The 24,372-nt window shown below is 57.9% G+C and carries 27 protein-coding genes; 18 read left to right on the top strand and 9 right to left on the bottom strand.

The window, feature by feature from the left end; translation table 11 throughout:
- The first annotated feature begins 111 nt into the window (after positions 1-111).
- From cysG to rpoS, 13 genes are all read left to right on the top strand, one after another.
- Positions 112-1,461 carry a siroheme synthase CysG gene (gene cysG / locus ACMGGQ_RS16375; RefSeq protein WP_162270769.1) on the top strand — a complete coding sequence of 450 codons (1,350 nt, stop codon included), beginning with the start codon at positions 112-114 and terminating at the stop codon, positions 1,459-1,461.
- 9 nt (positions 1,462-1,470) lie between these two features.
- Positions 1,471-2,379, top strand: coding sequence for a sulfate adenylyltransferase subunit CysD (gene cysD / locus ACMGGQ_RS16370; protein ID WP_006811770.1), 909 nt, complete (start codon positions 1,471-1,473; stop codon positions 2,377-2,379).
- A 9-nt stretch (positions 2,380-2,388) separates the two neighbouring features.
- Positions 2,389-3,813, top strand: coding sequence for a sulfate adenylyltransferase subunit CysN (gene cysN / locus ACMGGQ_RS16365; protein ID WP_032653189.1), 1,425 nt, complete (start codon positions 2,389-2,391; stop codon positions 3,811-3,813).
- Positions 3,813-4,418, top strand: coding sequence for an adenylyl-sulfate kinase (cysC, locus tag ACMGGQ_RS16360; protein ID WP_021241908.1), 606 nt, complete (start codon positions 3,813-3,815; stop codon positions 4,416-4,418). Before cysN ends, cysC begins: the two co-directional genes overlap by 1 nt.
- 58 nt (positions 4,419-4,476) lie before the next feature.
- Entirely contained in the window at positions 4,477-4,803 is a 327-nt protein-coding gene (locus ACMGGQ_RS16355; RefSeq protein WP_008499610.1) for a DUF3561 family protein, read from the top strand.
- 166 nt (positions 4,804-4,969) lie between these two features.
- Positions 4,970-5,281: a cell division protein FtsB gene (ftsB, locus tag ACMGGQ_RS16350; protein WP_008499609.1), complete on the top strand. Its 312-nt coding sequence runs from the start codon at positions 4,970-4,972 to the stop codon at positions 5,279-5,281.
- 19 nt (positions 5,282-5,300) lie between these two features.
- On the top strand, positions 5,301-6,011 hold the full coding sequence (gene ispD, locus ACMGGQ_RS16345; RefSeq protein ID WP_420290288.1) for a 2-C-methyl-D-erythritol 4-phosphate cytidylyltransferase: 711 nt from the start codon (positions 5,301-5,303) through the stop codon (positions 6,009-6,011).
- Complete coding sequence (ispF, locus tag ACMGGQ_RS16340; RefSeq protein WP_008499607.1) at positions 6,011-6,490, top strand: 2-C-methyl-D-erythritol 2,4-cyclodiphosphate synthase; 480 nt, start codon at positions 6,011-6,013, stop codon at positions 6,488-6,490. The genes ispD and ispF overlap by 1 nt, the downstream gene beginning before the upstream one ends.
- Entirely contained in the window at positions 6,487-7,536 is a 1,050-nt protein-coding gene (gene truD, locus ACMGGQ_RS16335) for a tRNA pseudouridine(13) synthase TruD (protein ID WP_045908488.1), read from the top strand. The genes ispF and truD overlap by 4 nt, the downstream gene beginning before the upstream one ends.
- A complete protein-coding gene (gene surE, locus ACMGGQ_RS16330; protein WP_021241911.1) occupies positions 7,517-8,278 on the top strand; it encodes a 5'/3'-nucleotidase SurE in 762 nt (253 codons plus the stop codon). The genes truD and surE overlap by 20 nt, the downstream gene beginning before the upstream one ends.
- A complete protein-coding gene (locus ACMGGQ_RS16325; RefSeq protein ID WP_008499604.1) occupies positions 8,272-8,898 on the top strand; it encodes a protein-L-isoaspartate(D-aspartate) O-methyltransferase in 627 nt (208 codons plus the stop codon). Before surE ends, ACMGGQ_RS16325 begins: the two co-directional genes overlap by 7 nt.
- A 116-nt stretch (positions 8,899-9,014) precedes the next feature.
- A complete protein-coding gene (gene nlpD, locus ACMGGQ_RS16320; protein WP_420290287.1) occupies positions 9,015-10,139 on the top strand; it encodes a murein hydrolase activator NlpD in 1,125 nt (374 codons plus the stop codon).
- Positions 10,140-10,198: 59 nt separating this feature from the next.
- Positions 10,199-11,191, top strand: coding sequence for an RNA polymerase sigma factor RpoS (rpoS, locus tag ACMGGQ_RS16315; protein ID WP_008499600.1), 993 nt, complete (start codon positions 10,199-10,201; stop codon positions 11,189-11,191).
- Positions 11,192-11,243: 52 nt separating this feature from the next.
- Here the strand turns inward: rpoS and ACMGGQ_RS16310 are convergent, their stop codons facing one another.
- Together ACMGGQ_RS16310 and ACMGGQ_RS16305 are read right to left on the bottom strand one after the other, a co-directional pair.
- Positions 11,244-11,624 (bottom strand): DUF4440 domain-containing protein, encoded by a 381-nt coding sequence (locus tag ACMGGQ_RS16310; protein WP_420290286.1) that lies wholly within the window; start codon positions 11,622-11,624, stop codon positions 11,244-11,246.
- Complete coding sequence (locus ACMGGQ_RS16305; RefSeq protein WP_420290285.1) at positions 11,621-12,823, bottom strand: MFS transporter; 1,203 nt, start codon at positions 12,821-12,823, stop codon at positions 11,621-11,623. Before ACMGGQ_RS16305 ends, ACMGGQ_RS16310 begins: the two co-directional genes overlap by 4 nt.
- Positions 12,824-12,931: 108 nt before the next feature.
- Between ACMGGQ_RS16305 and ACMGGQ_RS16300 the strand changes: the two genes are divergently transcribed.
- Positions 12,932-13,819 (top strand): LysR substrate-binding domain-containing protein, encoded by an 888-nt coding sequence (locus ACMGGQ_RS16300; RefSeq protein ID WP_420290577.1) that lies wholly within the window; start codon positions 12,932-12,934, stop codon positions 13,817-13,819.
- On the opposite strand, the gene ACMGGQ_RS16295 is transcribed toward ACMGGQ_RS16300, so the two are convergent.
- Positions 13,816-14,223: a MarR family winged helix-turn-helix transcriptional regulator gene (locus tag ACMGGQ_RS16295; protein ID WP_023294441.1), complete on the bottom strand. Its 408-nt coding sequence runs from the start codon at positions 14,221-14,223 to the stop codon at positions 13,816-13,818. The two genes, ACMGGQ_RS16300 and ACMGGQ_RS16295, sit on opposite strands and share 4 nt — an antisense overlap.
- A gap of 172 nt (positions 14,224-14,395) precedes the next feature.
- Between ACMGGQ_RS16295 and ACMGGQ_RS16290 the strand changes: the two genes are divergently transcribed.
- The 3 genes from ACMGGQ_RS16290 to ACMGGQ_RS16280 are packed head-to-tail and all read left to right on the top strand — an operon-like array spanning position 14,396 to position 16,647.
- Positions 14,396-14,998, top strand: a complete 603-nt coding sequence (locus tag ACMGGQ_RS16290) for a non-oxidative hydroxyarylic acid decarboxylases subunit B (RefSeq protein ID WP_008499595.1) — start codon at positions 14,396-14,398, stop codon at positions 14,996-14,998.
- A complete protein-coding gene (locus ACMGGQ_RS16285) occupies positions 14,988-16,415 on the top strand; it encodes a non-oxidative hydroxyarylic acid decarboxylases subunit C (protein WP_008499594.1) in 1,428 nt (475 codons plus the stop codon). Before ACMGGQ_RS16290 ends, ACMGGQ_RS16285 begins: the two co-directional genes overlap by 11 nt.
- 10 nt (positions 16,416-16,425) lie before the next feature.
- The gene (locus ACMGGQ_RS16280) at positions 16,426-16,647 is read left to right on the top strand and encodes a non-oxidative hydroxyarylic acid decarboxylases subunit D (RefSeq protein WP_003862116.1); all 222 of its coding nucleotides are present in this window, start codon (positions 16,426-16,428) and stop codon (positions 16,645-16,647) included.
- Positions 16,648-16,784: 137 nt separating this feature from the next.
- On the opposite strand, the gene mutS is transcribed toward ACMGGQ_RS16280, so the two are convergent.
- Positions 16,785-19,346: a DNA mismatch repair protein MutS gene (gene mutS / locus ACMGGQ_RS16275; RefSeq protein ID WP_023616757.1), complete on the bottom strand. Its 2,562-nt coding sequence runs from the start codon at positions 19,344-19,346 to the stop codon at positions 16,785-16,787.
- A 113-nt stretch (positions 19,347-19,459) separates the two neighbouring features.
- The gene (locus ACMGGQ_RS16270) at positions 19,460-19,690 is read right to left on the bottom strand and encodes a SymE family type I addiction module toxin (RefSeq protein WP_045908493.1); all 231 of its coding nucleotides are present in this window, start codon (positions 19,688-19,690) and stop codon (positions 19,460-19,462) included.
- Between the two features lie 175 nt (positions 19,691-19,865).
- Between ACMGGQ_RS16270 and ACMGGQ_RS16265 the strand changes: the two genes are divergently transcribed.
- Positions 19,866-20,210, top strand: coding sequence for a nitrous oxide-stimulated promoter family protein (locus ACMGGQ_RS16265; RefSeq protein WP_196365347.1), 345 nt, complete (start codon positions 19,866-19,868; stop codon positions 20,208-20,210).
- Between the two features lie 5 nt (positions 20,211-20,215).
- On the opposite strand, the gene ACMGGQ_RS16260 is transcribed toward ACMGGQ_RS16265, so the two are convergent.
- The 4 genes from ACMGGQ_RS16260 to ACMGGQ_RS16245 are packed head-to-tail and all read right to left on the bottom strand — an operon-like array spanning position 20,216 to position 24,249.
- Positions 20,216-21,436, bottom strand: coding sequence for an MDR family MFS transporter (locus ACMGGQ_RS16260; RefSeq protein WP_048029224.1), 1,221 nt, complete (start codon positions 21,434-21,436; stop codon positions 20,216-20,218).
- Positions 21,437-21,452: 16 nt separating this feature from the next.
- A complete protein-coding gene (locus ACMGGQ_RS16255; protein ID WP_063616845.1) occupies positions 21,453-22,214 on the bottom strand; it encodes an ABC transporter ATP-binding protein in 762 nt (253 codons plus the stop codon).
- Positions 22,214-23,251, bottom strand: coding sequence for a FecCD family ABC transporter permease (locus ACMGGQ_RS16250; protein ID WP_045908496.1), 1,038 nt, complete (start codon positions 23,249-23,251; stop codon positions 22,214-22,216). The genes ACMGGQ_RS16255 and ACMGGQ_RS16250 overlap by 1 nt, the downstream gene beginning before the upstream one ends.
- Positions 23,251-24,249, bottom strand: coding sequence for an ABC transporter substrate-binding protein (locus ACMGGQ_RS16245; protein WP_048029226.1), 999 nt, complete (start codon positions 24,247-24,249; stop codon positions 23,251-23,253). The genes ACMGGQ_RS16250 and ACMGGQ_RS16245 overlap by 1 nt, the downstream gene beginning before the upstream one ends.
- Between the last annotated feature and the right edge of the window lie 123 nt (positions 24,250-24,372).

Raw genomic sequence — 24,372 nt, 5'->3', positions numbered from 1 at the left:
CGTTATTCCATTGAGTAACTACTCATTCCAATTCGTAATTTCATTCGGTCTAAGCCGCCCCCTATAGTCCCTCTATTCCTCGTTGTTAGTGAGTTGTTGCTTGTGGACTATCTGCCCTTATTTGCTGCGATTAAAGAGAAACCGGTGCTGGTTGTTGGCACGGGTGAAATCGCCGATCGCAAAATTGCGTTTCTGCAGCGCGCAGGGGCGCAGGTGCAGGTCGTTGCAGAGGCAGATTTTCACGAGTCACAAATCGATAGCGTCGTGCTGGTGATTGCGGCGACCGAAGATCGTGACCTCAACCGGCGGATCTCCGACGCCGCTCAGGCCCGTTACCGCCTGGTGAACGTGGTGGACGACCAGCCTTTATGCTCGTTTATTTTCCCGTCGATCGTTGACCGCTCGCCGCTGCTGGTGGCGATCTCCTCCGGCGGGACCGCACCGGTGCTGGCGCGCGTGCTGCGGGAAAAAATCGAAGCGCTGCTGCCGACCAGCCTCGGGCGGATGGCGGAGAAAGCCAGCTATTGGCGCAACCATCTGAAAACCCGCCTGACCAGCGTGACGGAACGCCGTCGCTTCTGGGAGCGCGTGTTTCGCGGCCGCTTTGCCAGCCTGATGCATGCCGGTAATGAGACAGCGGCGCAGAAAATCCTCGAGGACGAACTGGATAACCCCGGCAGCACTGGCGGGGAGATCATTCTGGTAGGCGCAGGGCCGGGCGATGCCGGGCTTCTGACGCTGCGCGGCCTGCAGGTGCTGCAGGATGCGGACGTGGTGTTCTACGACCATCTGGTTACCGACGGCGTGCGCGAGCTGATCCGTCGTGACGCGGAGCAAATCTGCGTCGGCAAACGGGCAGGCGAGCATTCTGTGCCGCAGCACGACACCAACCAGATGCTGGTTGACGCCGCCAAAGCGGGCAAAACCGTGGTGCGCCTGAAGGGGGGCGATCCGTTTATCTTCGGTCGCGGCGGCGAAGAGCTGCAGGCGGCAGCCGAAGCGGGCATACCGTTCCAGGTGGTGCCCGGCATCACGGCGGCCTCTGCGGTGACGGCTTACGCCGGTATTCCGTTGACCCACCGCGATTACGCTCAGAGCGTCACCTTTGTGACCGGACACTACAAGGCGGACAGCACGCCGTTTGACTGGTCGCATCTCGCCCAGAGCCGCCAGACGCTGGCGATATACATGGGCACGATGAAGGCGGCGGACATCAGCGAACAGCTAATTCAGCACGGTCGCGAGGCGACGACGCCCGTTGCCGTCATTTCTCGCGGCACGCGCGTCGATCAGCACGTTGCGACGGGCACCCTGGAACATCTTGCAACCCTGGCGAAAGACGCCCCTATGCCCGCCCTGATCGTGGTGGGGGAAGTGGTGCAGCTGCACAGTACGCTCGCCTGGTTTCAGCACACAACCGATACAGAAGGCTTTGGTTCTTCTGTTGTAAATTTGGCTTAAGGAACGGTTATGGACCAAAAACGTCTTACACACCTGCGGCAGCTCGAAGCGGAAAGTATCCATATCATCCGCGAAGTGGCCGCCGAGTTTTCTAACCCGGTGATGATGTACTCCATCGGTAAAGATTCCAGCGTCATGCTGCATCTGGCGCGTAAAGCGTTTTATCCAGGTACGCTGCCGTTCCCGCTGCTGCACGTGGATACCGGCTGGAAATTCCGCGAGATGTACGAGTTCCGCGATCGTACCGCGAAAGCCTACGGCTGCGAGCTGCTGGTGCATAAAAACCCGGAAGGGGTAGCGATGGGCATTAACCCGTTCGTCCACGGCAGCGCCAAACACACCGATATCATGAAGACCGAAGGGTTGAAGCAGGCGCTGAACAAATACGGTTTTGATGCGGCCTTCGGCGGTGCGCGCCGTGACGAAGAGAAATCCCGCGCTAAAGAGCGTATCTACTCCTTCCGCGACCGCTTCCACCGCTGGGACCCTAAAAACCAGCGTCCGGAGCTGTGGCACAACTACAACGGCCAGATTAACAAGGGCGAAAGCATCCGCGTCTTCCCGCTCTCCAACTGGACCGAGCTGGATATCTGGCAGTACATCTATCTGGAAAACATCGAAATCGTTCCGCTGTACCTGGCTGCCGAGCGCCCGGTGCTGGAGCGCGACGGCATGCTGATGATGATCGACGACGATCGCATCGACCTGCAGCCGGGCGAAGTGATCAAAAAACAGATGGTCCGTTTCCGCACCCTCGGCTGCTGGCCGCTGACCGGCGCGGTGGAGTCCAGTGCGCAAACGCTGCCGGAGATCATCGAAGAGATGCTGGTATCGACCACCAGCGAGCGACAGGGGCGCGTGATTGACCGCGACCAGGCAGGCTCCATGGAGCTGAAGAAACGTCAGGGTTATTTCTAAGGAGCCGCCATGAACACCACTATTGCTCAACAAATTGCCAAAGAAGGCGGTGTGGAAGCGTATCTGCATGCGCAACAACACAAAAGCCTGCTGCGTTTTCTGACCTGCGGCAGCGTGGATGACGGGAAAAGCACCCTGATTGGCCGCCTGCTGCACGATACGCGCCAGATTTACGAAGATCAGCTCTCTTCCCTGCATAATGACAGTAAGCGTCACGGTACCCAGGGTGAAAAGCTGGATCTGGCGCTGCTGGTGGATGGCCTGCAGGCGGAGCGCGAGCAGGGCATCACCATCGATGTGGCCTACCGCTATTTCTCTACCGAGAAGCGCAAATTTATTATCGCCGACACCCCGGGGCACGAACAGTACACCCGCAATATGGCGACCGGCGCGTCGACCTGCGACCTGGCGATCCTGCTGATCGACGCGCGTAAAGGCGTGCTGGATCAGACCCGTCGCCACAGCTTTATCTCCACGCTGCTGGGGATCAAACACCTGGTGGTGGCGGTCAACAAGATGGATCTGGTGAACTTCAGCGAAGAGAAGTTCGAGGAGATCCGCCAGAGCTATCTGACCTTTGCCGAACAGCTGCCGGGCAACCTGGATATCCGCTTTGTGCCGCTCTCGGCGCTGGAAGGGGATAACGTCGCCTCCCAGAGCGCGAACATGCCGTGGTACAGCGGCCCGACGCTGCTGGAAGTGCTGGAAACGGTTGAAATCCAGCGCGTGGTCGACACCCAGCCGATGCGCTTCCCGGTGCAGTACGTGAACCGTCCAAACCTCGACTTCCGCGGTTTCTCCGGTACCCTTGCGTCAGGCTCTGTGAAGGTCGGTCAGCGCGTCAAGGTGCTGCCATCCGGCGTGGAATCGACCATCGCCCGTATCGTCACCTTCGACGGTGATCTGCAGGACGCGGGCGCCGGTGAAGCGGTTACGCTGGTGCTGAAAGACGAGATTGATATCAGCCGGGGCGATCTGCTGGTGGATGCCCAGGAAACCCTGGCCGCCGTACAGGGGGCTTCCGTGGATGTGGTGTGGATGGCAGAGCAACCGCTGACGCCGGGCCAGAGCTACGACATCAAAATTGCCGGCAAGAAGACCCGCGCCCGCGTGGACGGTATTCAGTTCCAGGTGGACATCAACAATCTGACCCAGCGCGAGGTTACCGAGCTGCCGCTGAACGGTATTGGTCTGGTCGATCTGACCTTCGACGAACCGCTGGTGCTGGATCCGTATCAGCAGAACCCGGTGACGGGCGGGCTTATCTTTATCGACAGGCTGACCAACGTTACCGTCGGGGCCGGTATGGTACGCGAACCGATTAAACAGGCTGCCGTGGCCTCTGAATTCAGCGCCTTTGAGCTGGAATTGAACGCGCTGGTGCGTAAACACTTCCCGCACTGGGGCGCGCGCGATCTGCTGGGAGGCAAGTAATGGCCGCCCATGATGAGAACGTCGTCTGGCATCCTCATCCGGTCACCGTCGCCCAGCGCGAACAGCTCCACGGTCACCGTGGGGTTGTGCTGTGGTTTACCGGGCTGTCCGGCTCGGGTAAATCGACGGTGGCGGGCGCGCTGGAAGAGGCATTGCATCAGCAGGGCGTAAGCACGTACCTGCTGGATGGCGACAACGTGCGCCATGGCCTGTGCAGCGATTTAGGGTTCAGCGACGACGACCGCAAAGAGAACATCCGCCGGGTCGGGGAAGTCGCCAGCCTGATGGCCGATGCCGGGCTGGTGGTGCTGACCGCGTTTATCTCTCCGCACCGCGCCGAGCGCCAGATGGTGCGCGAACGCGTCGGTCAGGATCGCTTTATTGAAGTGTTTGTGGATACGCCGCTGGAGGTTTGCGAAGCGCGCGACCCGAAAGGGCTGTACAAAAAAGCGCGTGCCGGAGAACTGCGCAACTTCACCGGAATTGACGCGGTCTACGAAGCACCTGAATCGCCTGAAATTCACCTGGAGGGTCAACAATTGGTAACAAATTTAGTAAGCCAATTATTAGACCTGCTCAGACGGGACGATATTATCAGATCCTGAGACGGTATCGTTCGGGAGCTGTCTTCCCGAACGATGAGTCACGGTCACAGGACTAGCTATGCGCAACAGTGAACATTACATTACCACCACCGGGTCGGAGCCGCTTGCGACCGACGACGAAACGACCTGGTCATTTCCTGGGGCCATCATTGGCTTCGTCTCATGGTTGCTGGCGCTGGGTATCCCGTTTCTTATCTACGGCGGCAACACGCTGTTCTTCTTTCTCTACACCTGGCCTTTCTTTCTGGCGCTGATGCCCGTGGCGGTTGTCGTCGGCATTGCGCTGCACTCGCTTCTCAATGGCAAGCTGCTCTACAGTACCGTGGTCACGATTGTGACGGTGGTTCTGATGTTTGGTCTGTTATTTTTGTGGCTCATGGGCTAACTTCAGCCATAATTCAAACCGTAACCAACTGTGTAACGATATTGAGCAGGACGATTCTGCGGAAAAAATGTGGTACATTTGCCCGCGATGTTGCGGCATCTCTGTTACCCCGGCGTAGTGCTCTGGGGAGGTCTTGGGATGATGATGCCGTTTTTCAGGGGGCAGGATGGGTAAACTAACGCTGCTGTTGCTGGCTTTGCTAATCTGGCTGCAATATTCGCTGTGGTTCGGTAAGAACGGACTGCACGACTATAGCCGGGTGAGCGATGACGTCGCGGCTCAGCAGGCAACAAACGCCAAACTTAAGGCGCGAAACGATCAACTCTTCGCTGAAATTGATGACCTCAATGGCGGGCAAGAGGCGATTGAGGAACGCGCACGCAATGAACTCAGTATGACTAAGCCGGGCGAAACCTTTTATCGTCTGGTTCCGGATGCGTCTAAACGCAATCAGGGCTCAGCACAAAACAATCGATAATCAGGCCCAGGATTACGACATGGCAGTAACTTTTTCGGACGTTTGCGCCGTGGTGCCGGCCGCAGGTTTTGGCCGGCGCATGCAGACAGAATGTCCCAAGCAATACCTCTCTATTGGCGATAAAACGATCCTCGAGCACGCCGTGGCGGCGCTGCTGGCGCACCCGCGGGTGACGCGGGTGATCATCGCTATCAGCCCGGGCGATGCGCGCTTCGCGCAGCTACCGCTGGCAAATCATCCACAGATTACCGTTGTCGATGGCGGTGCCGAGCGCGCCGATTCCGTGCTGGCAGGCATTCAGGCTGCCGGTAACGCGCCGTGGGTGCTGGTGCATGACGCGGCGCGTCCGTGTCTGCATCAGGACGATCTCGCTCGCCTGCTGGCGTTGAGCGAAACCAGCAAAGTGGGTGGCATTCTGGCCGCCCCCGTGCGCGACACCATGAAGCGTGCCGAGCCGGGCAAACGGGCTATCGCCCACACCGTCGATCGCGTCGATCTATGGCACGCGCTGACGCCGCAATTTTTCCCCCGCGAATTACTCCACAACTGCTTAACGCGCGCGCTTAACGAAGGTGCGACCATTACGGACGAAGCCTCTGCGCTGGAGTACTGCGGTTTCCACCCAACGCTTGTTGAAGGACGTGCTGATAATATTAAAGTGACGCGTCCGGAAGATTTACAGCTCGCGGAATTTTATCTTACCCGTTTGACCCATCAGGAGAAGGCATAATGCGAATTGGACACGGTTTTGATGTACACGCCTTTGGCGGCGAAGGCCCAATTATCATTGGCGGCGTGCGCATTCCTTATGAAAAAGGGCTGCTGGCGCATTCTGATGGCGACGTGGCGCTGCATGCGCTGACCGACGCGCTGTTGGGCGCGGCCGCACTGGGTGATATCGGCAAGCTGTTCCCGGACACCGATCCGGCGTTTAAAGGGGCAGACAGCCGTGAACTGCTGCGCGAAGCGTGGCGCCGCATCCAGGCGAAAGGCTACACCCTTGGCAACGTCGACGTGACGATTATCGCCCAGGCCCCGAAAATGCTGCCGCACATTCCGCAGATGCGCGTATTTATTGCAGAAGATCTGGGCTGCCATATGGACGACGTGAACGTGAAAGCGACGACGACCGAGAAGCTGGGCTTCACCGGTCGTGGCGAAGGGATTGCCTGTGAAGCCGTGGCGCTGCTGGTGAAGGCGAGCAAATGACAGACTTCGACAACCTGACATATCTGCATGGCAAACCGCAGGGGAACGGGGTGCTGAAAGCCAGCCCTGAAGATTTCCTCGTGGTCGAGGATCTGGGCTTTGAGCCGGATGGCGAAGGCGAACATATCCTGGTGCGTATTCTGAAAAATGGCTGCAATACCCGCTTTGTGGCCGACGCGCTGGCAAAATTTCTCAAAATTCATGCCCGCGAGGTGAGCTTTGCCGGGCAGAAAGATAAACACGCCGTCACCGAACAGTGGCTCTGCGCGCGCGTTCCCGGCAATACGATGCCTGATTTAAGCAAATTTGAGCTTGAGGGCTGTAAGGTACTGGAATATGCCCGCCACAAGCGCAAACTGCGTCTGGGGGCGTTGAAAGGCAACGCGTTTACGCTGGTGCTGCGCGAAGTGACTGATCGTGAAGACGTTGAAAAACGTCTGAACGCCATCAGTGACCGCGGCGTACCGAACTACTTTGGCGCGCAACGTTTCGGCATTGGCGGCAGCAACCTGCAGGGCGCACTGCGCTGGGCGCAAAGCGACGCGCCGGTGCGGGACAGGAATAAACGCAGTTTTTGGTTGTCGGCGGCCCGCAGTGCGTTGTTTAATCAGATTGTGAGCGAAAGGCTGAAAAAACCGGACGCGAATCAAGTTGTTGTTGGCGATGCGCTACAATTAGCGGGACGCGGAAGCTGGTTTGTGGCAACGGCCGAAGAGATGGCCGATGTCCAGTCGCGCGTGGACGCAAAAGGGCTGCTGATCACCGCTGCGTTGCCCGGTACGGGCGACTGGGGAACACAGGGCGACGCCCTGGCCGCCGAGCAGTCAGCCGTGGCGGATGCGCCAGAATTGCAGTCCTTGCTGGTGCGGGAAAAAGTCGACGCGGCACGCCGCGCGATGCTGCTCTATCCGCAGCAGTTAAGCTGGAACTGGTGGGATGACGTGACCGTCGAGTTACGCTTCTGGCTGCCGGCAGGCAGCTTTGCCACCAGTGTTGTCAGGGAACTTATCAACACCTCGGGTGATTATGCGAATATTGCTGAGTAACGATGACGGGATCCACGCGCCAGGCATTCAGACCCTGGCGAAACACCTCCGCGAGTTTGCGGATGTGCAGGTTGTGGCACCCGATCGTAACCGCAGTGGAGCGTCTAACTCGCTGACGCTGGAGTCGTCGCTTCGCACCTTTACCTTTGAAAATGGCGATATTGCCGTACAGATGGGCACGCCAACCGACTGTGTTTTTCTGGGCGTAAACGCGCTGATGCGGCCGCGTCCGGATATCGTCGTCTCCGGCATTAACGCCGGGCCTAACCTCGGCGATGACGTGATTTACTCCGGCACCGTGGCGGCCGCAATGGAAGGACGTCACCTGGGGTTCCCGGCGCTGGCGGTCTCGTTGAACGGCTACACGCACTACGATACCGCCGCCGCGGTGACCTGTTCGATCCTGCGGGCGCTCGGCCGCGAGCCGTTGCGTACCGGACGCATCCTCAACATCAACGTGCCGGATCTTCCTCTTGATGAAATTAAAGGCATCCGCGTCACCCGTTGCGGGAGTCGACATCCTGCCGATCAGGTGATCCCGCAGCAGGATCCGCGCGGCAACACGCTTTACTGGATCGGCCCTCCCGGCGATAAGTGCGATGCGGGTCCGGATACCGACTTTGCCGCCGTGGAGGAAGGCTATGTTTCGGTTACCCCGCTGCACGTAGATTTAACCGCGTATAGCGCGCATGATGTGGTGTCGGGCTGGCTGGATCGCGCAGGAGTGAACGCGCAATGGTAAACAAACGTGTACAAACTCTTCTGGAACAACTACGCGCGCAGGGGATCCGCGACGAGCACGTGCTTGAAGCGCTCGCCCTGGTTCCGCGTGAGAAATTTGTAGACGAGGCGTTTGAACACAAAGCGTGGGAAAACGTGGCGCTGCCCATCGGGCAGGGCCAGACGATTTCGCAGCCTTACATGGTGGCTCGCATGACGGAGCTGCTGGAGCTGACGCCCGACTCCCGCGTGCTGGAGATTGGCACCGGTTCGGGGTATCAGACCGCGATCCTGGCGCATCTGGTGCATCATGTTTGCTCCGTTGAGCGGATCAAAGGTTTACAGTGGCAGGCGCGTCGTCGCCTGAAACAACTTGATTTACATAATGTTTCGACACGACACGGTGATGGATGGCAGGGTTGGAAGGCTCGTGCCCCGTTTGACGCGATCATCGTGACGGCGGCCCCGCCTGAAATTCCAGCAGCCCTGTTGTCGCAGCTGGACGAGGGGGGCATTCTGGTTCTGCCGGTCGGGGACGAGCAGCAGCTGTTGAAGCGCGTTCGTCGGCGCGGCGGCGAGTTTATTATCGACACCGTGGAAGCCGTGCGCTTTGTGCCTCTGGTGAAGGGGGAGTTGGCCTGAGACTCGGAATTATCCAGGGTTATTAAGGCAAATTCAGCGTATGGTGTGGCGCGAAAGATTCGTGCCATCACGGTAAATTTTAAGTCACTGGTAGTTAACACATTCCTGGGGGATAAATGAGCGCGGGAAGCCCTAAATTCACCATCAGCCGTGTTGCGGCATTATCACTGGTTTCGCTCTGGCTGGCAGGCTGTACAAGTTCTAACAACGCGCCTGCGCCCGTCAGTTCCGTCGGCGGAAACAGCGGCTCCGGTAACACGTCCAGCGGAATGTTAATCACGCCGCCACCTAAAATGGGGACGGCTGCACCGCAGCAAACGCCACAAATTCAGCCTGTGCAACATCCTGTTACACAGCCAATGCAGGTTAAGCCAGTTGAACAACCTGTTCAGACCCAAAATGGCCGCATAGTCTATAACCGCCAGTATGGGAACATTCCGAAAGGCAGCTACACCGGTGGCAGCACCTATACCGTGAAACGCGGCGATACGCTGTTCTACATTGCGTGGATCACCGGGAACGATTTCCGTGACCTCGCGCAGCGCAATAACGTCCAGGCCCCATACGGTCTGGAAGTCGGGCAAACGCTCCAGGTGGGCAACGCGACGGGCACGCCGCTTACGCCTGGCAACACGGTTTCAGCGGCCGATGTGACGGCTCAAAATAACAGCGTTAAGCCTGCACAAAAATCCACCACGGTGGTTGCTTCACAACCTGTAATTACGTATTCTGAGGATTCAGGTGATCAGACTGCTAACAAAATGTTGCCGAATAATAAAGGGACTGCGACTGCTGTCACAGCACCGGTTACGGCACCTGTGGTTAGCTCTACTGAACCGACTGCCAGCAGTATGACCTCCAGTTCGCCGATTTCTGCATGGCGCTGGCCGACTGACGGCAAGGTTATCGAGAACTTCTCTTCCTCCGAAGGGGGAAATAAAGGGATCGATATCGCAGGGAGTAAAGGACAGGCTATCATCGCGACCGCAGATGGACGCGTTGTGTATGCCGGTAACGCTCTGCGCGGTTACGGTAATCTTATTATCATCAAACATAACGATGATTACCTGAGTGCCTACGCCCATAACGACACAATGCTGGTCCGGGAACAACAAGAAGTTAAGGCGGGGCAAAAAATCGCTACCATGGGTAGCACCGGAACCAGTTCTACACGCTTGCATTTTGAAATTCGTTACAAGGGGAAATCCGTAAACCCGCTGCAGTATTTGCCGCAGCGATAATTTGACGGGGCATGCCAGCCAGGGTGTCTCGTTCAGGGATCACGGGTAGGAGCCACCTTATGAGTCAGAATACGCTGAAAGTTCATGATTTAAATGAAGACGCGGAATTTGATGAGAACGGAGTAGAGGCTTTTGACGAAAAAGCCTTAGTAGAAGAGGAACCCAGTGATAACGATTTGGCTGAAGAAGAGCTGTTATCGCAGGGTGCCACACAGCGTGTACTGGACGCGACTCAGCTTTACCTTGGGGAGATTGGTTACTCCCCACTGCTAACGGCCGAAGAAGAAGTCTATTTCGCACGTCGTGCTTTGCGTGGTGATGTCGCCTCGCGTCGTCGCATGATTGAAAGTAACCTGCGACTGGTCGTGAAAATTGCCCGCCGTTACGGCAATCGTGGTCTGGCTCTGCTGGATCTGATTGAAGAGGGCAACTTAGGTCTCATCCGCGCAGTTGAGAAGTTTGACCCGGAACGCGGGTTCCGTTTCTCAACCTACGCGACCTGGTGGATTCGTCAGACCATCGAACGGGCTATTATGAACCAGACCCGTACGATCCGCCTGCCGATCCACATCGTCAAAGAGTTGAACGTTTACCTGCGCACCGCACGCGAGTTGTCCCATAAACTGGACCACGAGCCAAGCGCAGAAGAAATTGCCGAACAACTCGATAAACCGGTTGATGACGTAAGCCGTATGCTGCGTCTCAACGAGCGCATTACCTCCGTTGACACCCCGCTGGGTGGCGACTCCGAAAAAGCGCTGCTGGACATCCTGGCCGATGAAAAAGATAACGGTCCGGAAGACACCACGCAGGACGATGACATGAAACAGAGCATCGTCAAATGGCTGTTCGAACTGAACGCCAAACAGCGTGAAGTGCTGGCACGTCGTTTCGGTTTACTGGGGTATGAAGCTGCGACACTGGAAGACGTTGGCCGCGAAATTGGCCTGACCCGTGAACGTGTTCGTCAGATTCAGGTTGAAGGTCTGCGCCGCCTGCGTGAAATCCTGCAGGGGCAAGGTCTGAATATCGAAGCGCTGTTCCGCGAATAAGCAACCTTTCGTCAAAAAAGGCCCGTCGTGAGACGGGCCTTTTTCTTTTGTGTTACGGCTGTGCCGCCGTCTCGTGCAGCAGACGCCACGTTATGTTGTCGCCTTCCTGACTGAGCACCGCGGTCGACCAGCGCACGTTGACGGGCAGGTCTGGACGGGTTTGCGTCTCCCGGTAGTGAATCACAGCACCCCGTTCGCCGCTTTGGATCGTGGTTAATTCGTCAATGACAATTTTCAGCCCGGGACGGCTTCCGCGCTGTTTTTCCAGAAAACTGGCCAGGCCGCGATAGTCGATCTGCACACCGCCCGGCGGGATCATCAGAAAATCGGGACGGAAACGGGCGAGCAGGGCGTCGGGATCGCCTTCACCTTTGCCTAACCAGTCTTCAAGCGCAATGTGGAGGTCGATAATGTCGTGTTCGAAAGGCGTCATGTATTCTCCTGTCGCAGTTGGTTTAGCACCTGCGTATTGTTAAGACGAAAAACGTACAGTACAGGCAGCAAGGTCATGCCTGCAGCAAAAATAAACATCCCGTGCCAGGCGGCGTGAGGTGTCAGCCACGCCTGCGCCAGGTTCAGCACCTGCGCAAGCAGCAGGGCACCGGCAAAAAAGCTCAGCTGACGATTAAGATTCCACAGCGCGCTGGCATCCGGCATCTCGTCCCGGCGCATTGTCAGAAACGCGCTGCTCTGAGCCGTACTGCTGCACAGGCTTCCTCCCGCGCCCATCAGGGTAAACGCGACGGCAGGCAACAGTGTTGACGAGCTGACGTCAATCAAAAGCAGAATACCCGCCGCCTGCAACAGGCAGCCGATGACGATCAGCGGCCGGGGGCCGATACGGTTAAAATAACGTCCCGTCGCCGTGATGGCGAGAAACGATGCCACAGACCACGGCAGCATGAGCATTCCCGTTGCGGCTGGGCTCATGTTCGCCTCGTGCTGAAGATAAAACATGCCCGTGACGTTCACCCCAATAAATATGCCGGGGACGCATAAATAGACAAGCATGGAAAAACGCAAAAGCGGGTCCGCGAGCAAGGTCAGGTTTAGCAGTCTGGCCGCGTTCATCGTGGGTTTTTCGTGTTTAAGCCACAGACAGGCCAGAACAAAGGTCACAATAGCCACCGGGAGCGTGGCGAAAAAGATCCATCGCCAGCCCAGCGTCTGCACCAGCACGCCGCCGACAGCCGGGGAGCAGGCCGGGGCAAGCAACGCAACCAGCATCACCGCTGAGGAGAGTCGGGCCCGCTCGTGCGGCCTGAACTGTTGCCAGGTCAGCGCCTGTCCGACCGGGATCAGTAAGCCTCCTCCTGCGCCCTGAAGCACTCGCCAGGCGATCAGACTCTCAAGTGTTGCCGACGTGCCTGCCGCAGCAGAGGCGGCACTGAACAGAAAAAGCGAAAGCAGGATGACGCGCTTTGGCCCGATGCGGCGCGTGAGCACGCTGCTGAACGGGATCACCAGCGTCAGACCGGCAATATACCCGTTACTGACCCAGGCAAGCGCAGAAGGCGTGGCAGTAAAGGCGTGAGCCATTGCCGGAAAGGCGACGCTGGCAATAAACATGTTGATCAAATCAAGAAAAAAGCCCAGCAGATAGACAACGGCAATTTTGCTGCGATACGTCATGGTGGATCCTCCGGTGAGGTGGCGTATCGTATCGGCTCGGGAATCACGGATAAACCTGACAAAGCGCGATATACTGTCAAAAATATTTTGACAGTATCGGGCGAGATGATGATTAACCTACAGAGGACGCAGATGTTTATCGCAGTGGCCGACACCGGCAGTTTTACGGCGGCCGCCGAGGCGATGGGGCTGACAAAAGCGGTCGTCAGCTTCAATATTCGCCAGCTTGAAGATGAGCTGGGTGTTACGCTGCTGCTGCGCTCTACCCGCCGCCTGACGTTAACCGAGGCGGGCGCGCTGTTTCATCAGCGCAGCGTGGCGCTTCTGAAGGACGCCGAACGGCTGCAGGAAGATGTCCGCGCGAACCATGCGGGGCTCACCGGCGAACTGCGGATCACGACCACGCCGGAATATGGCTCCCGGATCGTGGTGCCGCTGCTGGCCAGGTTTAGCCAGCAGCACCCGGATCTTCGCGTACGACATGCTTCGTCGTCACTGCCTGCTGATCTTATCTCGGAGCGTTTTGACGTGGCCATCCGGCTGGGCACGCTTGTCGATTCGCGCAACCATGCCGCACTGATTTCTCACTTTTCTATTCTCCCCGTCGCAACGCCCGAGTGGCTTGCGCGAAACCCGATCGACTCGCTTGCGCAGCTGTCGCAAGCCGACTGGATCATCCACGAGCGCCTGGCCTCGCCGCTGCGCTGGCAGGTGAAAGATGCCAGCGGTGCGCCTGACATGCTGGAGATAAAAAAAGCGCCGCGTTTGTTTGCCGACAGCGCTCAGTCGCTAATGGCTTTTGCGCTCGCAGGCGGTGGCGTGGCGTTACTGCCGGAATGGCTGGTGCGCGATGCGCTTGATGCGGGAACGCTGGTGACGGTTTTACCGGGGTATAGTTTTGCGCGGCAGGGCATCTATGCGGTCTATCCTGATGCCCGGCATGTGTCAGCGAAAGTGCGCACCTTTATCGATTTTATGCGCACCAGCGTGAATTAATCGTGCATCATCTTTTTGATGAGAGCCGAGAACTGCTCCCGCTCGGCCTTGTTTAGACGGCCTAAAAAGGCCTCATCAACCTCATTGCCTACCGGCTTACAGTCTGCAAGCAGGGCCTCACCTTCTGGCGTGAGGAAGACAAAGCGACGGCGCTTATCCGCAGGGTCGTGCTCGCGTTTGACCAGCCCGCGCGCCTCCATGCGGCTGAGCATTTCCGCCAGGGTCGCTTTCGTGCTGACCGCGACTTCAGTTAATGCCACCTGTTCGATGCCTGGATGCTCGGCAATAGAGCGCATCACCGCATACTGCGGCTTGGTCAGCTCCGGTAATGCATGTTGCCACTGGGCGGTATGCTGTTGAAAAAGCTGACGTAACAGGTGGAACGCCTCTTGTCTTAGTTCCATGAACACTCCGACGGAAAAAATCTCCCTCTATGATAGCCGCTCTTGCTTTAGATTTTAACGCGGCATTTTTTAGCAATTCGTGTGATCGTATACGAACAATCTTGTCAGGAAATCGATCCGGGAGTAGTTTACTCATAATGTTCGTGTACGAACAAATTGATTGAGGTGCTGAATGAGATTAATCGTGGGAATGACGGGAGCAACGGGTGCTCCGCTGGGCGTGGCGCTGCTGCAGGCGCTGCGGGAAATGCCGGAAGTAGAGACGCATCTGGTGATGTCGAAGTGGGCAAAAACCACCATTGAACTGGAAACCCCTTACACCGCGCAGGACGTTGCTGCGCTGGCTGACGTCGTCCACAGCCCGGCTGACCAGGCCGCCACCATCTCCTCCGGTTCATTTCGTACCGACGGCATGATCGTCATTCCCTGCAGCATGAAAACGCTGGCCGGGATCCGCGCGGGCTATGCCGAAGGGCTGGTGGGCCGTGCGGCGGATGTGGTGCTGAAAGAGGGGCGCAAACTGGTGCTGGTGCCCCGTGAAACGCCGCTCAGCACCATTCATCTGGAGAATATGCTTGCGCTCTCCCGCATGGGTGTGGCGATGGTGCCGCCTATGCCTGCGTATTACAACCACCCGCAAACCGCCGATGACATTACCCAGCATATTGTGACCCGCGTGCTTGACCAGTTTGGTCTGGAGCATAAAAAGGCGCGCCGCTGGAACGGGTTGCGGGAGGCGAAACATTTTTCACAGGAGAATAAAGATGGCATTTGATGATTTGAGAAGCTTCCTGCAGGCGCTCGATGAGCAAGGGCAACTGCTGAAAATTGAGGAAGAGGTAAACGCCGAGCCGGATCTGGCGGCGGCAGCCAACGCGACTGGCCGCATCGGTGACGGCGCGCCCGCGCTGTGGTTCGACAACATACGCGGATTTACCGATGCCCGCGTGGTGATGAACACCATTGGCTCCTGGCAGAACCATGCCATCTCGATGGGGCTGCCTGCGAACACACCGGTGAAAAAGCAGATCGACGAGTTTATTCGCCGCTGGGATAAATTCCCGATTGCGCCAGAGCGCCGCGCCAATCCGGCCTGGGCGCAGAATACGGTGGACGGTGAAGACATTAACCTGTTCGATATTCTGCCGCTGTTCCGTCTGAACGACGGCGACGGGGGGTTCTATCTCGATAAAGCGTGCGTCGTCTCGCGCGATCCGCTTGACCCGGATAACTTCGGCAAGCAGAACGTCGGCATCTATCGCATGGAAGTGAAGGGCAAGCGCAAGCTCGGCCTGCAGCCGGTACCGATGCACGATATCGCTCTGCATCTGCACAAAGCCGAAGAGCGCGGCGAAGACCTGCCGATTGCTATTACCCTCGGCAACGATCCGATCATTACCCTCATGGGCGCGACGCCGCTGAAATACGACCAGTCAGAGTATGAAATGGCCGGCGCGCTGCGTGAAAGCCCATATCCGATTGCCACCGCGCCGCTGACCGGCTTCGACGTACCGTGGGGTTCTGAAGTGATCCTGGAAGGGGTGATTGAAGGCCGCAAGCGCGAAATTGAAGGTCCGTTTGGCGAGTTTACCGGGCACTACTCCGGTGGCCGTAACATGACGGTTGTGCGTATCGACAAAGTTTCTTACCGCACCAAACCGATTTTCGAATCCCTTTATCTCGGTATGCCGTGGACCGAGATTGATTATCTGATGGGGCCAGCCACCTGCGTGCCGCTCTACCAGCAGCTAAAAGCGGAGTTCCCGGAAGTGCAGGCGGTGAACGCGATGTACACCCACGGCCTGCTGGCGATTATCTCCACCAAAAAGCGTTACGGCGGTTTTGCCCGCGCGGTTGGCTTGCGCGCCATGACCACGCCGCACGGCCTGGGCTACGTGAAGATGGTGATCATGGTGGATGAGGATGTCGACCCGTTCAACCTCCCGCAGGTGATGTGGGCGCTGTCGTCGAAGGTCAACCCGGCAGGCGATCTGGTGCAGCTGCCGAACATGTCGGTGCTGGAACTCGATCCAGGATCCAGTCCGGCGGGCATTACCGACAAACTGATTATCGATGCGACCACGCCTGTCGCACCGGATACCCGGGGCCACTATAGCCAGCCGGTACAGGATCTCCCCGAAACCAAAGCCTGGGCTGAAAAACTGACCGCGATGCTGGCTGCACGCCAATAAGGAGGAAAAGATGATTTGTCCACGTTGTGCCGATGAGCATATTGAAGTGATGGCGACGTCACCGGTGAAAGGGGTCTGGACCGTTTATCAGTGCCAGCATTGTCTTTATACCTGGCGCGATACCGAACCGTTGCGTCGTACCAGCCGCGAACATTACCCGGAAGCGTTCCGCATGACGCAGAAGGATATCGATGAGGCGCCGCAGGTGCCGACAATCCCGCCGCTGCTGTAAAAAAGCCCGGTGGCGCTGTGCTTACCGGGCGATTACATCGTGCGGTCTTTTTTGCCGGGCGGCGGCTTCGCCTTACCCGGCCTACAAAAACCGTAGGCCCGGTAAGCGCAGCGCCAACGGGCAAAGACCGCAGAAAACTAAACCAGACTCTTCAGGCGATAAATCCACTCCAGCGCCTGACGCGGCGTCAGTGAATCCGGATCGAGGTTTTCCAGCGCTTCCACGGCAGGCGATGTCTCTTCCGCCGGTACCAGCAGCGACATCTGCGTACCGTCAATCTGCGTCGCTGCCGCATTCGGTGACAGGCTTTCCAGTTCACGCAGTTTCTGACGCGCGCGCTTGATCACCTCTTTCGGTACCCCGGCCAGCGCCGCAACGGCCAGACCATAGCTCTTGCTAGCCGCGCCATCCTGCACCGTGTGCATGAAGGCGATGGTGTCGCCGTGCTCCAGCGCATCAAGGTGGACGTTAGCCACCCCTTCCATTTTCTCCGGCAGTTGCGTCAGTTCGAAGTAGTGGGTGGCGAACAGCGTCATGGCCTTGATTTTATTCGCGAGGCTTTCCGCACAGGCCCATGCCAGCGACAAACCGTCATAGGTTGATGTTCCGCGTCCGACTTCGTCCATCAGCACCAGGCTGTGCTCCGTCGCGTTATGCAGAATGTTAGCCGTTTCAGTCATTTCGACCATGAAGGTTGAGCGACCGCTCGCCAGATCGTCCGCAGCCCCGACGCGGGTAAAGATACGGTCGATGGGGCCAATCTCCACGTTTTGCGCCGGAACGTAGCTGCCAATATAGGCAAGCAGGGCAATCAGCGCCGTCTGACGCATATAGGTGCTCTTACCGCCCATGTTCGGACCGGTAATGATCAACATTCTTCGCTGCGGCGACAGGCTCAGCGGGTTGGCGATGAACGGTTCGTTCAGCACCTGCTCGACCACCGGATGACGGCCTTCGGTAATACGAATGCCTGGCTTGTCAGTAAAGGTCGGGCAGGTGTAGTTCAGCGTTTCCGCGCGCTCTGCCAGGTTCACCAGCACGTCCAGTTCCGCCAGCGCGCTGGCGCTCAGCTGCAGGTCGGCCAGGTGCGGCATCAGCATGTCGAACAGCTCTTCATAGAGCTGTTTTTCCAGCGCCAGCGCTTTCCCTTTCGAGGTGAGGACTTTGTCTTCGTACTCTTTCAGCTCGGGAATGATATAGCGTTCAGCGTTTTTCAACGTCTGGCGGCGCACGTAGTGAATCGGCGCCAGGTGGCTCTGCCCGCGGCTGATTTGAATGTAGTAACCGTGAACCGCGTTATACCCCACTTTCAGAGTGTCGAGCCCAAGACGCTCGCGCTCGCGGATCTCCAGCTTATCAAGGTAGTCTGTCGCACCGTCCGCCAGCGCGCGCCATTCGTCCAGCTCCTCGTTGTAGCCCGGGGCAATCACGCCACCATCACGCACGAGAACCGGAGGCGCATCAATAATGGCGCGTTCAAGCAGCTCGCGGAGTTCGGTAAATTCACCCATGGTTTCGCGGAGTTTCTGTACCGGCGCGCTGTCAACGTCACTCAGCTGCGCGCGCAGTTCCGGTAACTGCTGGAAAGCATGACGCATCCGCGCGAGGTCGCGCGGTCGCGCCGTGCGCAGCGCCAGACGGGCCAGGATACGTTCCAGATCCCCTACCTGGCGCAGGACAGGCTGCAGCTCGGTATACCGATCCTGCAGGGCGGCAATCGTCTGCTGACGGCAAACCAGCGTTGCGGTATCGCGAATCGGCATATGCAGCCAGCGTTTCAGCATACGGCTGCCCATTGGCGTGACCGTACTGTCCAGGACCGACGCAAGCGTATTTTCTACACCTCCCGCCAGGTTCTGCGTGATCTCCAGGTTACGGCGCGTGGCGGCATCCATGATGATGCTGTCCTGCTGGCGCTCCATGGTGATAGAGCGAATGTGCGGCAGGGCAGTGCGCTGGGTATCTTTCACGTACTGCAGGAGGCAACCTGCCGCGCACAGACCGCGCGGGGCATTTTCAACGCCAAAGCCAATCAGATCGCGGGTGCCAAACTGCAGATTCAGCTGCTGGCGCGCGGTATCAATTTCGAATTCCCACAGCGGACGGCGGCGCAACCCGCGACGACCTTCAATCAGCGCCATTTCGGCGAAATCTTCGGCGTAGAGCAATTCTGCCGGGTTGGTGCGTTGCAGTTCGGCTGCCATCGTTTCACGATCGGCCGGTTCACTCAGACGAAAACGCCCGGAGCTGATGTCCAGCGTCGCGTAGCCAAACCCTTTGCCGTCCTGCCAGAGCGCGGCCAGCAGGTTATCCTGGCGCTCCTGAAGCAGGGCTTCATCACTGATGGTGCCTGGCGTGACGATGCGCACGACTTTGCGTTCCACCGGACCTTTTGAGGTCGCGGGGTCACCGATCTGTTCGCAGATGGCGACAGATTCACCCTGATTCACCAGTTTCGCCAGGTAGTTTTCTACCGCGTGGTGCGGAATGCCTGCCATCGGGATGGGCTCACCTGCCGATGCGCCACGTTTGGTCAGCGAGATGTCGAGCAGCTGCGATGCACGCTTAGCATCGTCATAAAACAGCTCGTAAAAATCGCCCATACGGTAAAACAGCAGGATTTCCGGATGCTGTGCCTTCAGCTTCAGATACTGCTGCATCATCGGCGTATGTGCGTCGAAATTGTCGAGTGTGCTCATGGAGTTATGATGTCCATTTCTTTGAATATAAACCGTTTTGAGCGGCTCAGTGGCCGTTTGTTCCTTCTATTGTCGCATGAAAAAAAGGTACGGCGCAGAAAAATGTCGTCGCTTTACGAGGCATCTTCCGACATTAACTCAATGACTATTTTTCCATGCTCAACGCCTACGCGAACCCGGGAGTGGGTGGTAAACCCTGCCTGTTCAAGCCAGTCTCCTTTTAAGCTCAGCGCCGCATGCACGCTGTAGCGCTTCGGTATCTTGGTATTGCGGTCTTCATGGCGCTTTCTGAAATATCCCACGGTTAAATGGCGATAGGGTTTGTTGATAGCGAGTTCTTGCATAGGGTCTCCCGACAACACGGATAAAAGTCATTACTGATGCCTGTATAAAATACCAGTGATTGTCGGGCGGTGCAGGGCTAAAACTGGAATCAGGCTTCAGAAAACCGCATGCAAAAACTGAAATTCTGCATTGAAAGGTGTATTATTTTTGCACTTTATTGTTCGGTAAGTCGCTATGTCCAGTAAACGAATTTCACGCGAAAAAGAGACCATCGCGAAAATGATCGCGCTGTATCAGAAGCAGTGTCCTCAGGCCTCTGCGGAAGAGGGGCACTATCAGGCGCTAAATGCCTATGCCGATAAGCGCCTGGATAAATGCGTTTTCGGGGAGGAAAAGCCTGCCTGTAAACAGTGTCCGGTCCACTGCTACCAGCCTGCCAAACGCGAAGAGATGAAGCAAATTATGCGCTGGGCAGGCCCGCGAATGCTCTGGCGTCACCCCATTCTGACCGTCCGTCATCTGATGGATGATCGTCGTCCCGTACCGGAACTGCCGGAAAAGTATCGTCCGAAAAAGTGACCGGTTCAGCTTCTGAGCGGGCGGCAAATCACGTTCATGGCCAGCGCGCTGCAGAGCGGGAAGAGGGCCAGCAGCAGCCAGGGGAGCATCGCCTGCGTGGAGGGCACCAGAGCGCGATCCAACAGACTGCCAAACAGCAAATTCCCCGTCAGGACCGCGACTCCGCCAGCGGTGGCGAGTGCGCCATAGTGCGCCCCCAGCGTGGACTCTTCGGCAAACCTTGGGATCAGATCCTTTGCCGAGGGGACCAGCAGCATCTGCCCCAGCGTCAACAGCGTCACGAAACAGACCGACGGCAGCAGGCGCAGCCAGCCCTCTGGCGGTGCCGTCGACGCAAACATTGCCACGCTTGCAAAGGCGGCGGAGAGCAGCAAAAAGCCCACCGGCAGGATCCTCACCGCGCCCACGCGCCGGGCGAAACGCGCCAGCGGCAGTTGTAAAGTGATGATCAGAATGGAGGCCAGCATAAAAAGCGGGCCGAGATCTTTCTCGTTACCGCCGGAACGCTGGATCTCTACCGGCAGCGCCAGATAGAGTTGGTTATAGCTCAAAAGCCACGAGCTATAGGCAATGATAAAGGCGACAAAGCGCGGCTGGCGGAACGTCGTCCACCAGGGAACGAGCTTCAGCGTCCGCGAGGCGTGGCGTGACGCGGGCAGGCAAAAGTAGAGCACCACCAGCGCAACGATAAAGACCCCTGCGCCCGCCAGCGCCACCTGGCGAAAGCCCAGGCCGGTGAGCAGGGCGCCGGCAACCGGGCCCAGTACCGCACCGAGTTCCCCGCAGACCGCAAAGAGCGCGAACCACTCCGCCCGGCTTCGTTTACCTTTCGCCTCGCTGTGCGTGCCCGCTTTCGCCAGCAATGCTTCAATCGACGGAGAAAACAGCGCGCCGCCCACGCCTGTCAGACACGCGCCCAGAATAATCGGCCACAGCGATCCTCCGAACGCCAGCAGCAGATACCCCGCAACGCGAACAATACAGCCGCTCAGGATAACAACTTTCGCGCCAAACCTGTCCGAGAGCGCACCGCCGACGATAAACATCCCCTGCTGAGAGAAGGTGCGCAGGCCGAGGATCAGCCCGATTAGCCCGCCGGAGAGCAGCATGTCGTCGCGCAGGAATATCGCCAGAAAGGGAACAACGGCGTAAAAGCCGATGTTAAAAACAAACTGGCTACCCAGTAAGACGGGCGGCCAGAGCGTGGTGGCAGGGCGAAGGGGCATCGTTGTTCACTCGCCCCTAAACGATAAAGTGAATGTGCTTTTTGCCATGGAACGGTGAGATCTCAATTTTGGTTTTGACCCGGAAGACGTCCCAGAGCAGCGACTCGGACAGGATGTCCTGCGGTGTTCCCGTCGCCACAATTTGCCCTTTCTGCATCACAATCAGCGAGTCGCAGAACATCGAGGCGTGGTTGAGATCGTGGATGGCGACAATGCTGGTGACCGGTAATTCGCTGATTAACTGCATCAGCTGCATCTGATGATGAATGTCCAGGTGGTTGGTCGGTTCATCCAGCAGGATTTCCGTCGGGGTCTGGGCCAGCGCGCGGGCAATGTGGACGCGCTGACGCTCGCCGCCGGAGAGGCTCAGCCAGCCCTGGTCGCTTTTATCCAGCATATCCACGCGCTGTAGAGCGGCGGTGACGGTCTCGTCATCGTGCGTGCTCCAGTTGGAAAAGGCGGAGTGGTGCGGAATACGTCCAAGTTTCACCACGTCGCGCACGCGCATATTGGCGTCAGTCATGCCGTGCTGTTCCACGAAGGCGACCCGGCGGGCAAGCTGTTTTTTGGCGATGCGGGTAATGTCCTGTCCGTCCAGGGTGACGCAGCCAGCATCCGGGCGACGCAGCCCCGCGAGGATACGTAAAAGAGAGGACTTACCGCAGCCGTTAGGGCCAAGCAGCCCTACTGTTTCGCCCCGTGACACCTTCAGCGAGACGTCATTAACGATGACTTTTTTGCCGACCTTCCAGGTAATATTTTCCGCACAGATGCTCATCACTTATTCCTTGAACGGTAGATAATCACGGCAAAGAAGGGGACGCCAACCAGCGCGGTGACCACGCCGACGGGCAGGCTTTGCGGTGCTATCAGCATGCGTGAGGCAATGTCTGCCAGCACCATCAGGATCGCGCCTGCCAGAGCGCTGGCAATCAGCAGCGTGCGGTGCAGCGGCCCGAACAGGAAACGCATCACGTGCGGCACCACCAGCCCGACAAAGCCGATTGACCCCGCCATGCTGACGATGGTTGCGGTAATCAGCGCGGTGGTGGTAAAGAGCGCCAGGCGCACCCAGGGAACGGCAATGCCCAGCGACGCGGCGGCGTCGTCACCGAACGTAAAGGCATCCAGCGCCCGGGAATAGTAGAGGCAAATGGCTAACCCAATCAGCACCACGACCAGTGCCAGCTGGAATTCAGGCCAGCGTACGCCGCTGAAGCTGCCCAGCAGCCAGAACATCACGTCGCGCGCCTGCTGGGCGCTGGCGGAGGTGCTGATGGTGTAGGCGGTAATGGCGTTGAAAAGCTGCGAGGCGGCGACGCCTGCCAGAATAGTACGTTCATTCCCGCCGCGCGCGCCGTTCGTCAGAAACGCGACAAATGCAAACGCGGCGAATGCCCCGGCGAAGGCACCGGCAGAAAGGGAGACCGCACCGGTGCCGATCCCCAATACGACAACAGAAACCGCCCCGGTCGACGCGCCCGCGGACACGCCGAGCACGTAGGGTTCCGCCAGCGCGTTCTTCAGCAAGCTCTGCAATACGGCACCGCAGATGGCCAGCCCCGCGCCGCAGCAGGCCGCCACCAGCGCGCGGCTCAGGCGAAAGTCCCAGATGACGCTTTCATAGATGCGAGTGAGCGGAACCTCGGTGAGCCCCATTTTATTGCTGATGGCGTAAAACACGTTATCCAGCGGGATGGACAGCTCGCCGACGCTGACGCTCAGGGCGATCACCAGAAATAGCAGTACCAGGGCGAGCAAAGCCGAGGTCGTCAGAACCAGGCTCTGCCGGGCCTGAAGAACGGCGATTGTCATCAGTTCAGCCCCAGCTTTCTGAGCTGTTCGCCGACCTGCTCAGCCCCGTAAATCGTGCGAATCGTCGGGTTCATGGCCTGACCGTCCATCACCACGATGTGGCCTTTTTTCACCGCGTCCAGCTGGCTGACGGCCGGATCGCTCTTCAGGAATTTGATTTTTTCTTCCGCGTTATCCAGCGCCCAGCGGTTGCGGTCCAGGCTGGAGACCACAATCACATCCGGATTGGCGGCAATAATGCTCTCCCAACCCACGGTTGGCCATTCGGTCTCGGAGGTGATGGCGTTATGCCCGCCCATCAGGCTCGCAATAAACCCGGAGGGGCTATTTTTACCGCCTACGTAGGCGTCCGCAGAGGGGGATGAGCTGGAGAACCAGAAGACAAACGAGAGGTCTTTTTTGTTCTTGCCGAATTCCTTACGCAAGTCGGCCTCACGTTTTTTGAAATCGGCAATCACGGCCTGACCGCGGTCTTCAACGTTAAAGATTTTGGCGAAATCCTCAATCTCCTGATAGAGATACGTCATATCCCACAGTTTCTGGCGGCTGCCGTACATATCGCCCGTGGCTTTTTTGGTCGCGCACATGCCCGGGGACACGTAGCTGTTCACGCCCAGGGTCATCAGATCGTCGCGTTTTGCGACCTTGCTTTCCGGCCCCAGCAACAGCGGCGTTTGGGCGGGGACAAAGTCGGGATTTTGCGCAAGCACGGATTCAAGGGTAGGGATTTCAACCGTCAGGGTTTTGATTTTTGCGTTCTGTTCCGCGAGCTGCGGCAACACTTTCGTCGGCCAGAAGGCGCTGGCCTTCACCTTATCTTCCAGCCCCAGCAGGAGCAAGATTTCGACGGTATTCTGACCCAGGGCCACGACGCGTTCCGGCGCTTTGGTGAATGTCTCTTTATAGCCACAGTTTTCAATGGTCAGAGGATATGTGGTTGCCAGAGCAGAACTGACCGACGCAACCGCCAGGCCTAACGCGCAGATGACCTTCTTCATGAAACGCTACCCTTGATTAATATTATTATTGATGCAAATGAAACTCATTATTAAGGCGGAATTTTATACAGAGGAAACGATTTTGTGTCAATGAGGGACAATTGCGCAGGGTAACGAAAGGCG

Origin of the sequence: Enterobacter sp. BNK-13 (assembly GCF_048685015.1) — a bacterium.
Taxonomy (GTDB): Bacteria; Pseudomonadota; Gammaproteobacteria; order Enterobacterales; family Enterobacteriaceae; genus Enterobacter; species Enterobacter quasiroggenkampii.
Note: the sequence above shows the minus strand (reverse complement) of the source record. Positions and strands in the feature narration are given on the sequence as shown.

Coding starts and splice junctions, on each gene's coding strand:
- ACMGGQ_RS16325 (WP_008499604.1), top strand. CDS start 8,272: ATGGTAAACAAACGTGTACAAACTCTTCTGGAACAACTACGCGCGCAG.
- ACMGGQ_RS16355 (WP_008499610.1), top strand. CDS start 4,477: ATGCGCAACAGTGAACATTACATTACCACCACCGGGTCGGAGCCGCTT.
- surE (WP_021241911.1), top strand. CDS start 7,517: ATGCGAATATTGCTGAGTAACGATGACGGGATCCACGCGCCAGGCATT.
- ACMGGQ_RS16260 (WP_048029224.1), bottom strand. CDS start 21,436: ATGCCCCTTCGCCCTGCCACCACGCTCTGGCCGCCCGTCTTACTGGGT.
- ACMGGQ_RS16305 (WP_420290285.1), bottom strand. CDS start 12,823: ATGACGTATCGCAGCAAAATTGCCGTTGTCTATCTGCTGGGCTTTTTT.
- ACMGGQ_RS16245 (WP_048029226.1), bottom strand. CDS start 24,249: ATGAAGAAGGTCATCTGCGCGTTAGGCCTGGCGGTTGCGTCGGTCAGT.
- ACMGGQ_RS16290 (WP_008499595.1), top strand. CDS start 14,396: ATGAGATTAATCGTGGGAATGACGGGAGCAACGGGTGCTCCGCTGGGC.
- ftsB (WP_008499609.1), top strand. CDS start 4,970: ATGGGTAAACTAACGCTGCTGTTGCTGGCTTTGCTAATCTGGCTGCAA.
- ACMGGQ_RS16300 (WP_420290577.1), top strand. CDS start 12,932: ATGATTAACCTACAGAGGACGCAGATGTTTATCGCAGTGGCCGACACC.
- ACMGGQ_RS16265 (WP_196365347.1), top strand. CDS start 19,866: ATGTCCAGTAAACGAATTTCACGCGAAAAAGAGACCATCGCGAAAATG.
- ACMGGQ_RS16295 (WP_023294441.1), bottom strand. CDS start 14,223: ATGGAACTAAGACAAGAGGCGTTCCACCTGTTACGTCAGCTTTTTCAA.
- ACMGGQ_RS16310 (WP_420290286.1), bottom strand. CDS start 11,624: ATGACGCCTTTCGAACACGACATTATCGACCTCCACATTGCGCTTGAA.
- truD (WP_045908488.1), top strand. CDS start 6,487: ATGACAGACTTCGACAACCTGACATATCTGCATGGCAAACCGCAGGGG.
- ACMGGQ_RS16250 (WP_045908496.1), bottom strand. CDS start 23,251: ATGACAATCGCCGTTCTTCAGGCCCGGCAGAGCCTGGTTCTGACGACC.
- ACMGGQ_RS16280 (WP_003862116.1), top strand. CDS start 16,426: ATGATTTGTCCACGTTGTGCCGATGAGCATATTGAAGTGATGGCGACG.
- cysN (WP_032653189.1), top strand. CDS start 2,389: ATGAACACCACTATTGCTCAACAAATTGCCAAAGAAGGCGGTGTGGAA.
- ACMGGQ_RS16270 (WP_045908493.1), bottom strand. CDS start 19,690: ATGCAAGAACTCGCTATCAACAAACCCTATCGCCATTTAACCGTGGGA.
- nlpD (WP_420290287.1), top strand. CDS start 9,015: ATGAGCGCGGGAAGCCCTAAATTCACCATCAGCCGTGTTGCGGCATTA.
- ispF (WP_008499607.1), top strand. CDS start 6,011: ATGCGAATTGGACACGGTTTTGATGTACACGCCTTTGGCGGCGAAGGC.
- ispD (WP_420290288.1), top strand. CDS start 5,301: ATGGCAGTAACTTTTTCGGACGTTTGCGCCGTGGTGCCGGCCGCAGGT.
- cysD (WP_006811770.1), top strand. CDS start 1,471: ATGGACCAAAAACGTCTTACACACCTGCGGCAGCTCGAAGCGGAAAGT.
- ACMGGQ_RS16285 (WP_008499594.1), top strand. CDS start 14,988: ATGGCATTTGATGATTTGAGAAGCTTCCTGCAGGCGCTCGATGAGCAA.
- cysC (WP_021241908.1), top strand. CDS start 3,813: ATGGCCGCCCATGATGAGAACGTCGTCTGGCATCCTCATCCGGTCACC.
- rpoS (WP_008499600.1), top strand. CDS start 10,199: ATGAGTCAGAATACGCTGAAAGTTCATGATTTAAATGAAGACGCGGAA.
- mutS (WP_023616757.1), bottom strand. CDS start 19,346: ATGAGCACACTCGACAATTTCGACGCACATACGCCGATGATGCAGCAG.
- ACMGGQ_RS16255 (WP_063616845.1), bottom strand. CDS start 22,214: ATGAGCATCTGTGCGGAAAATATTACCTGGAAGGTCGGCAAAAAAGTC.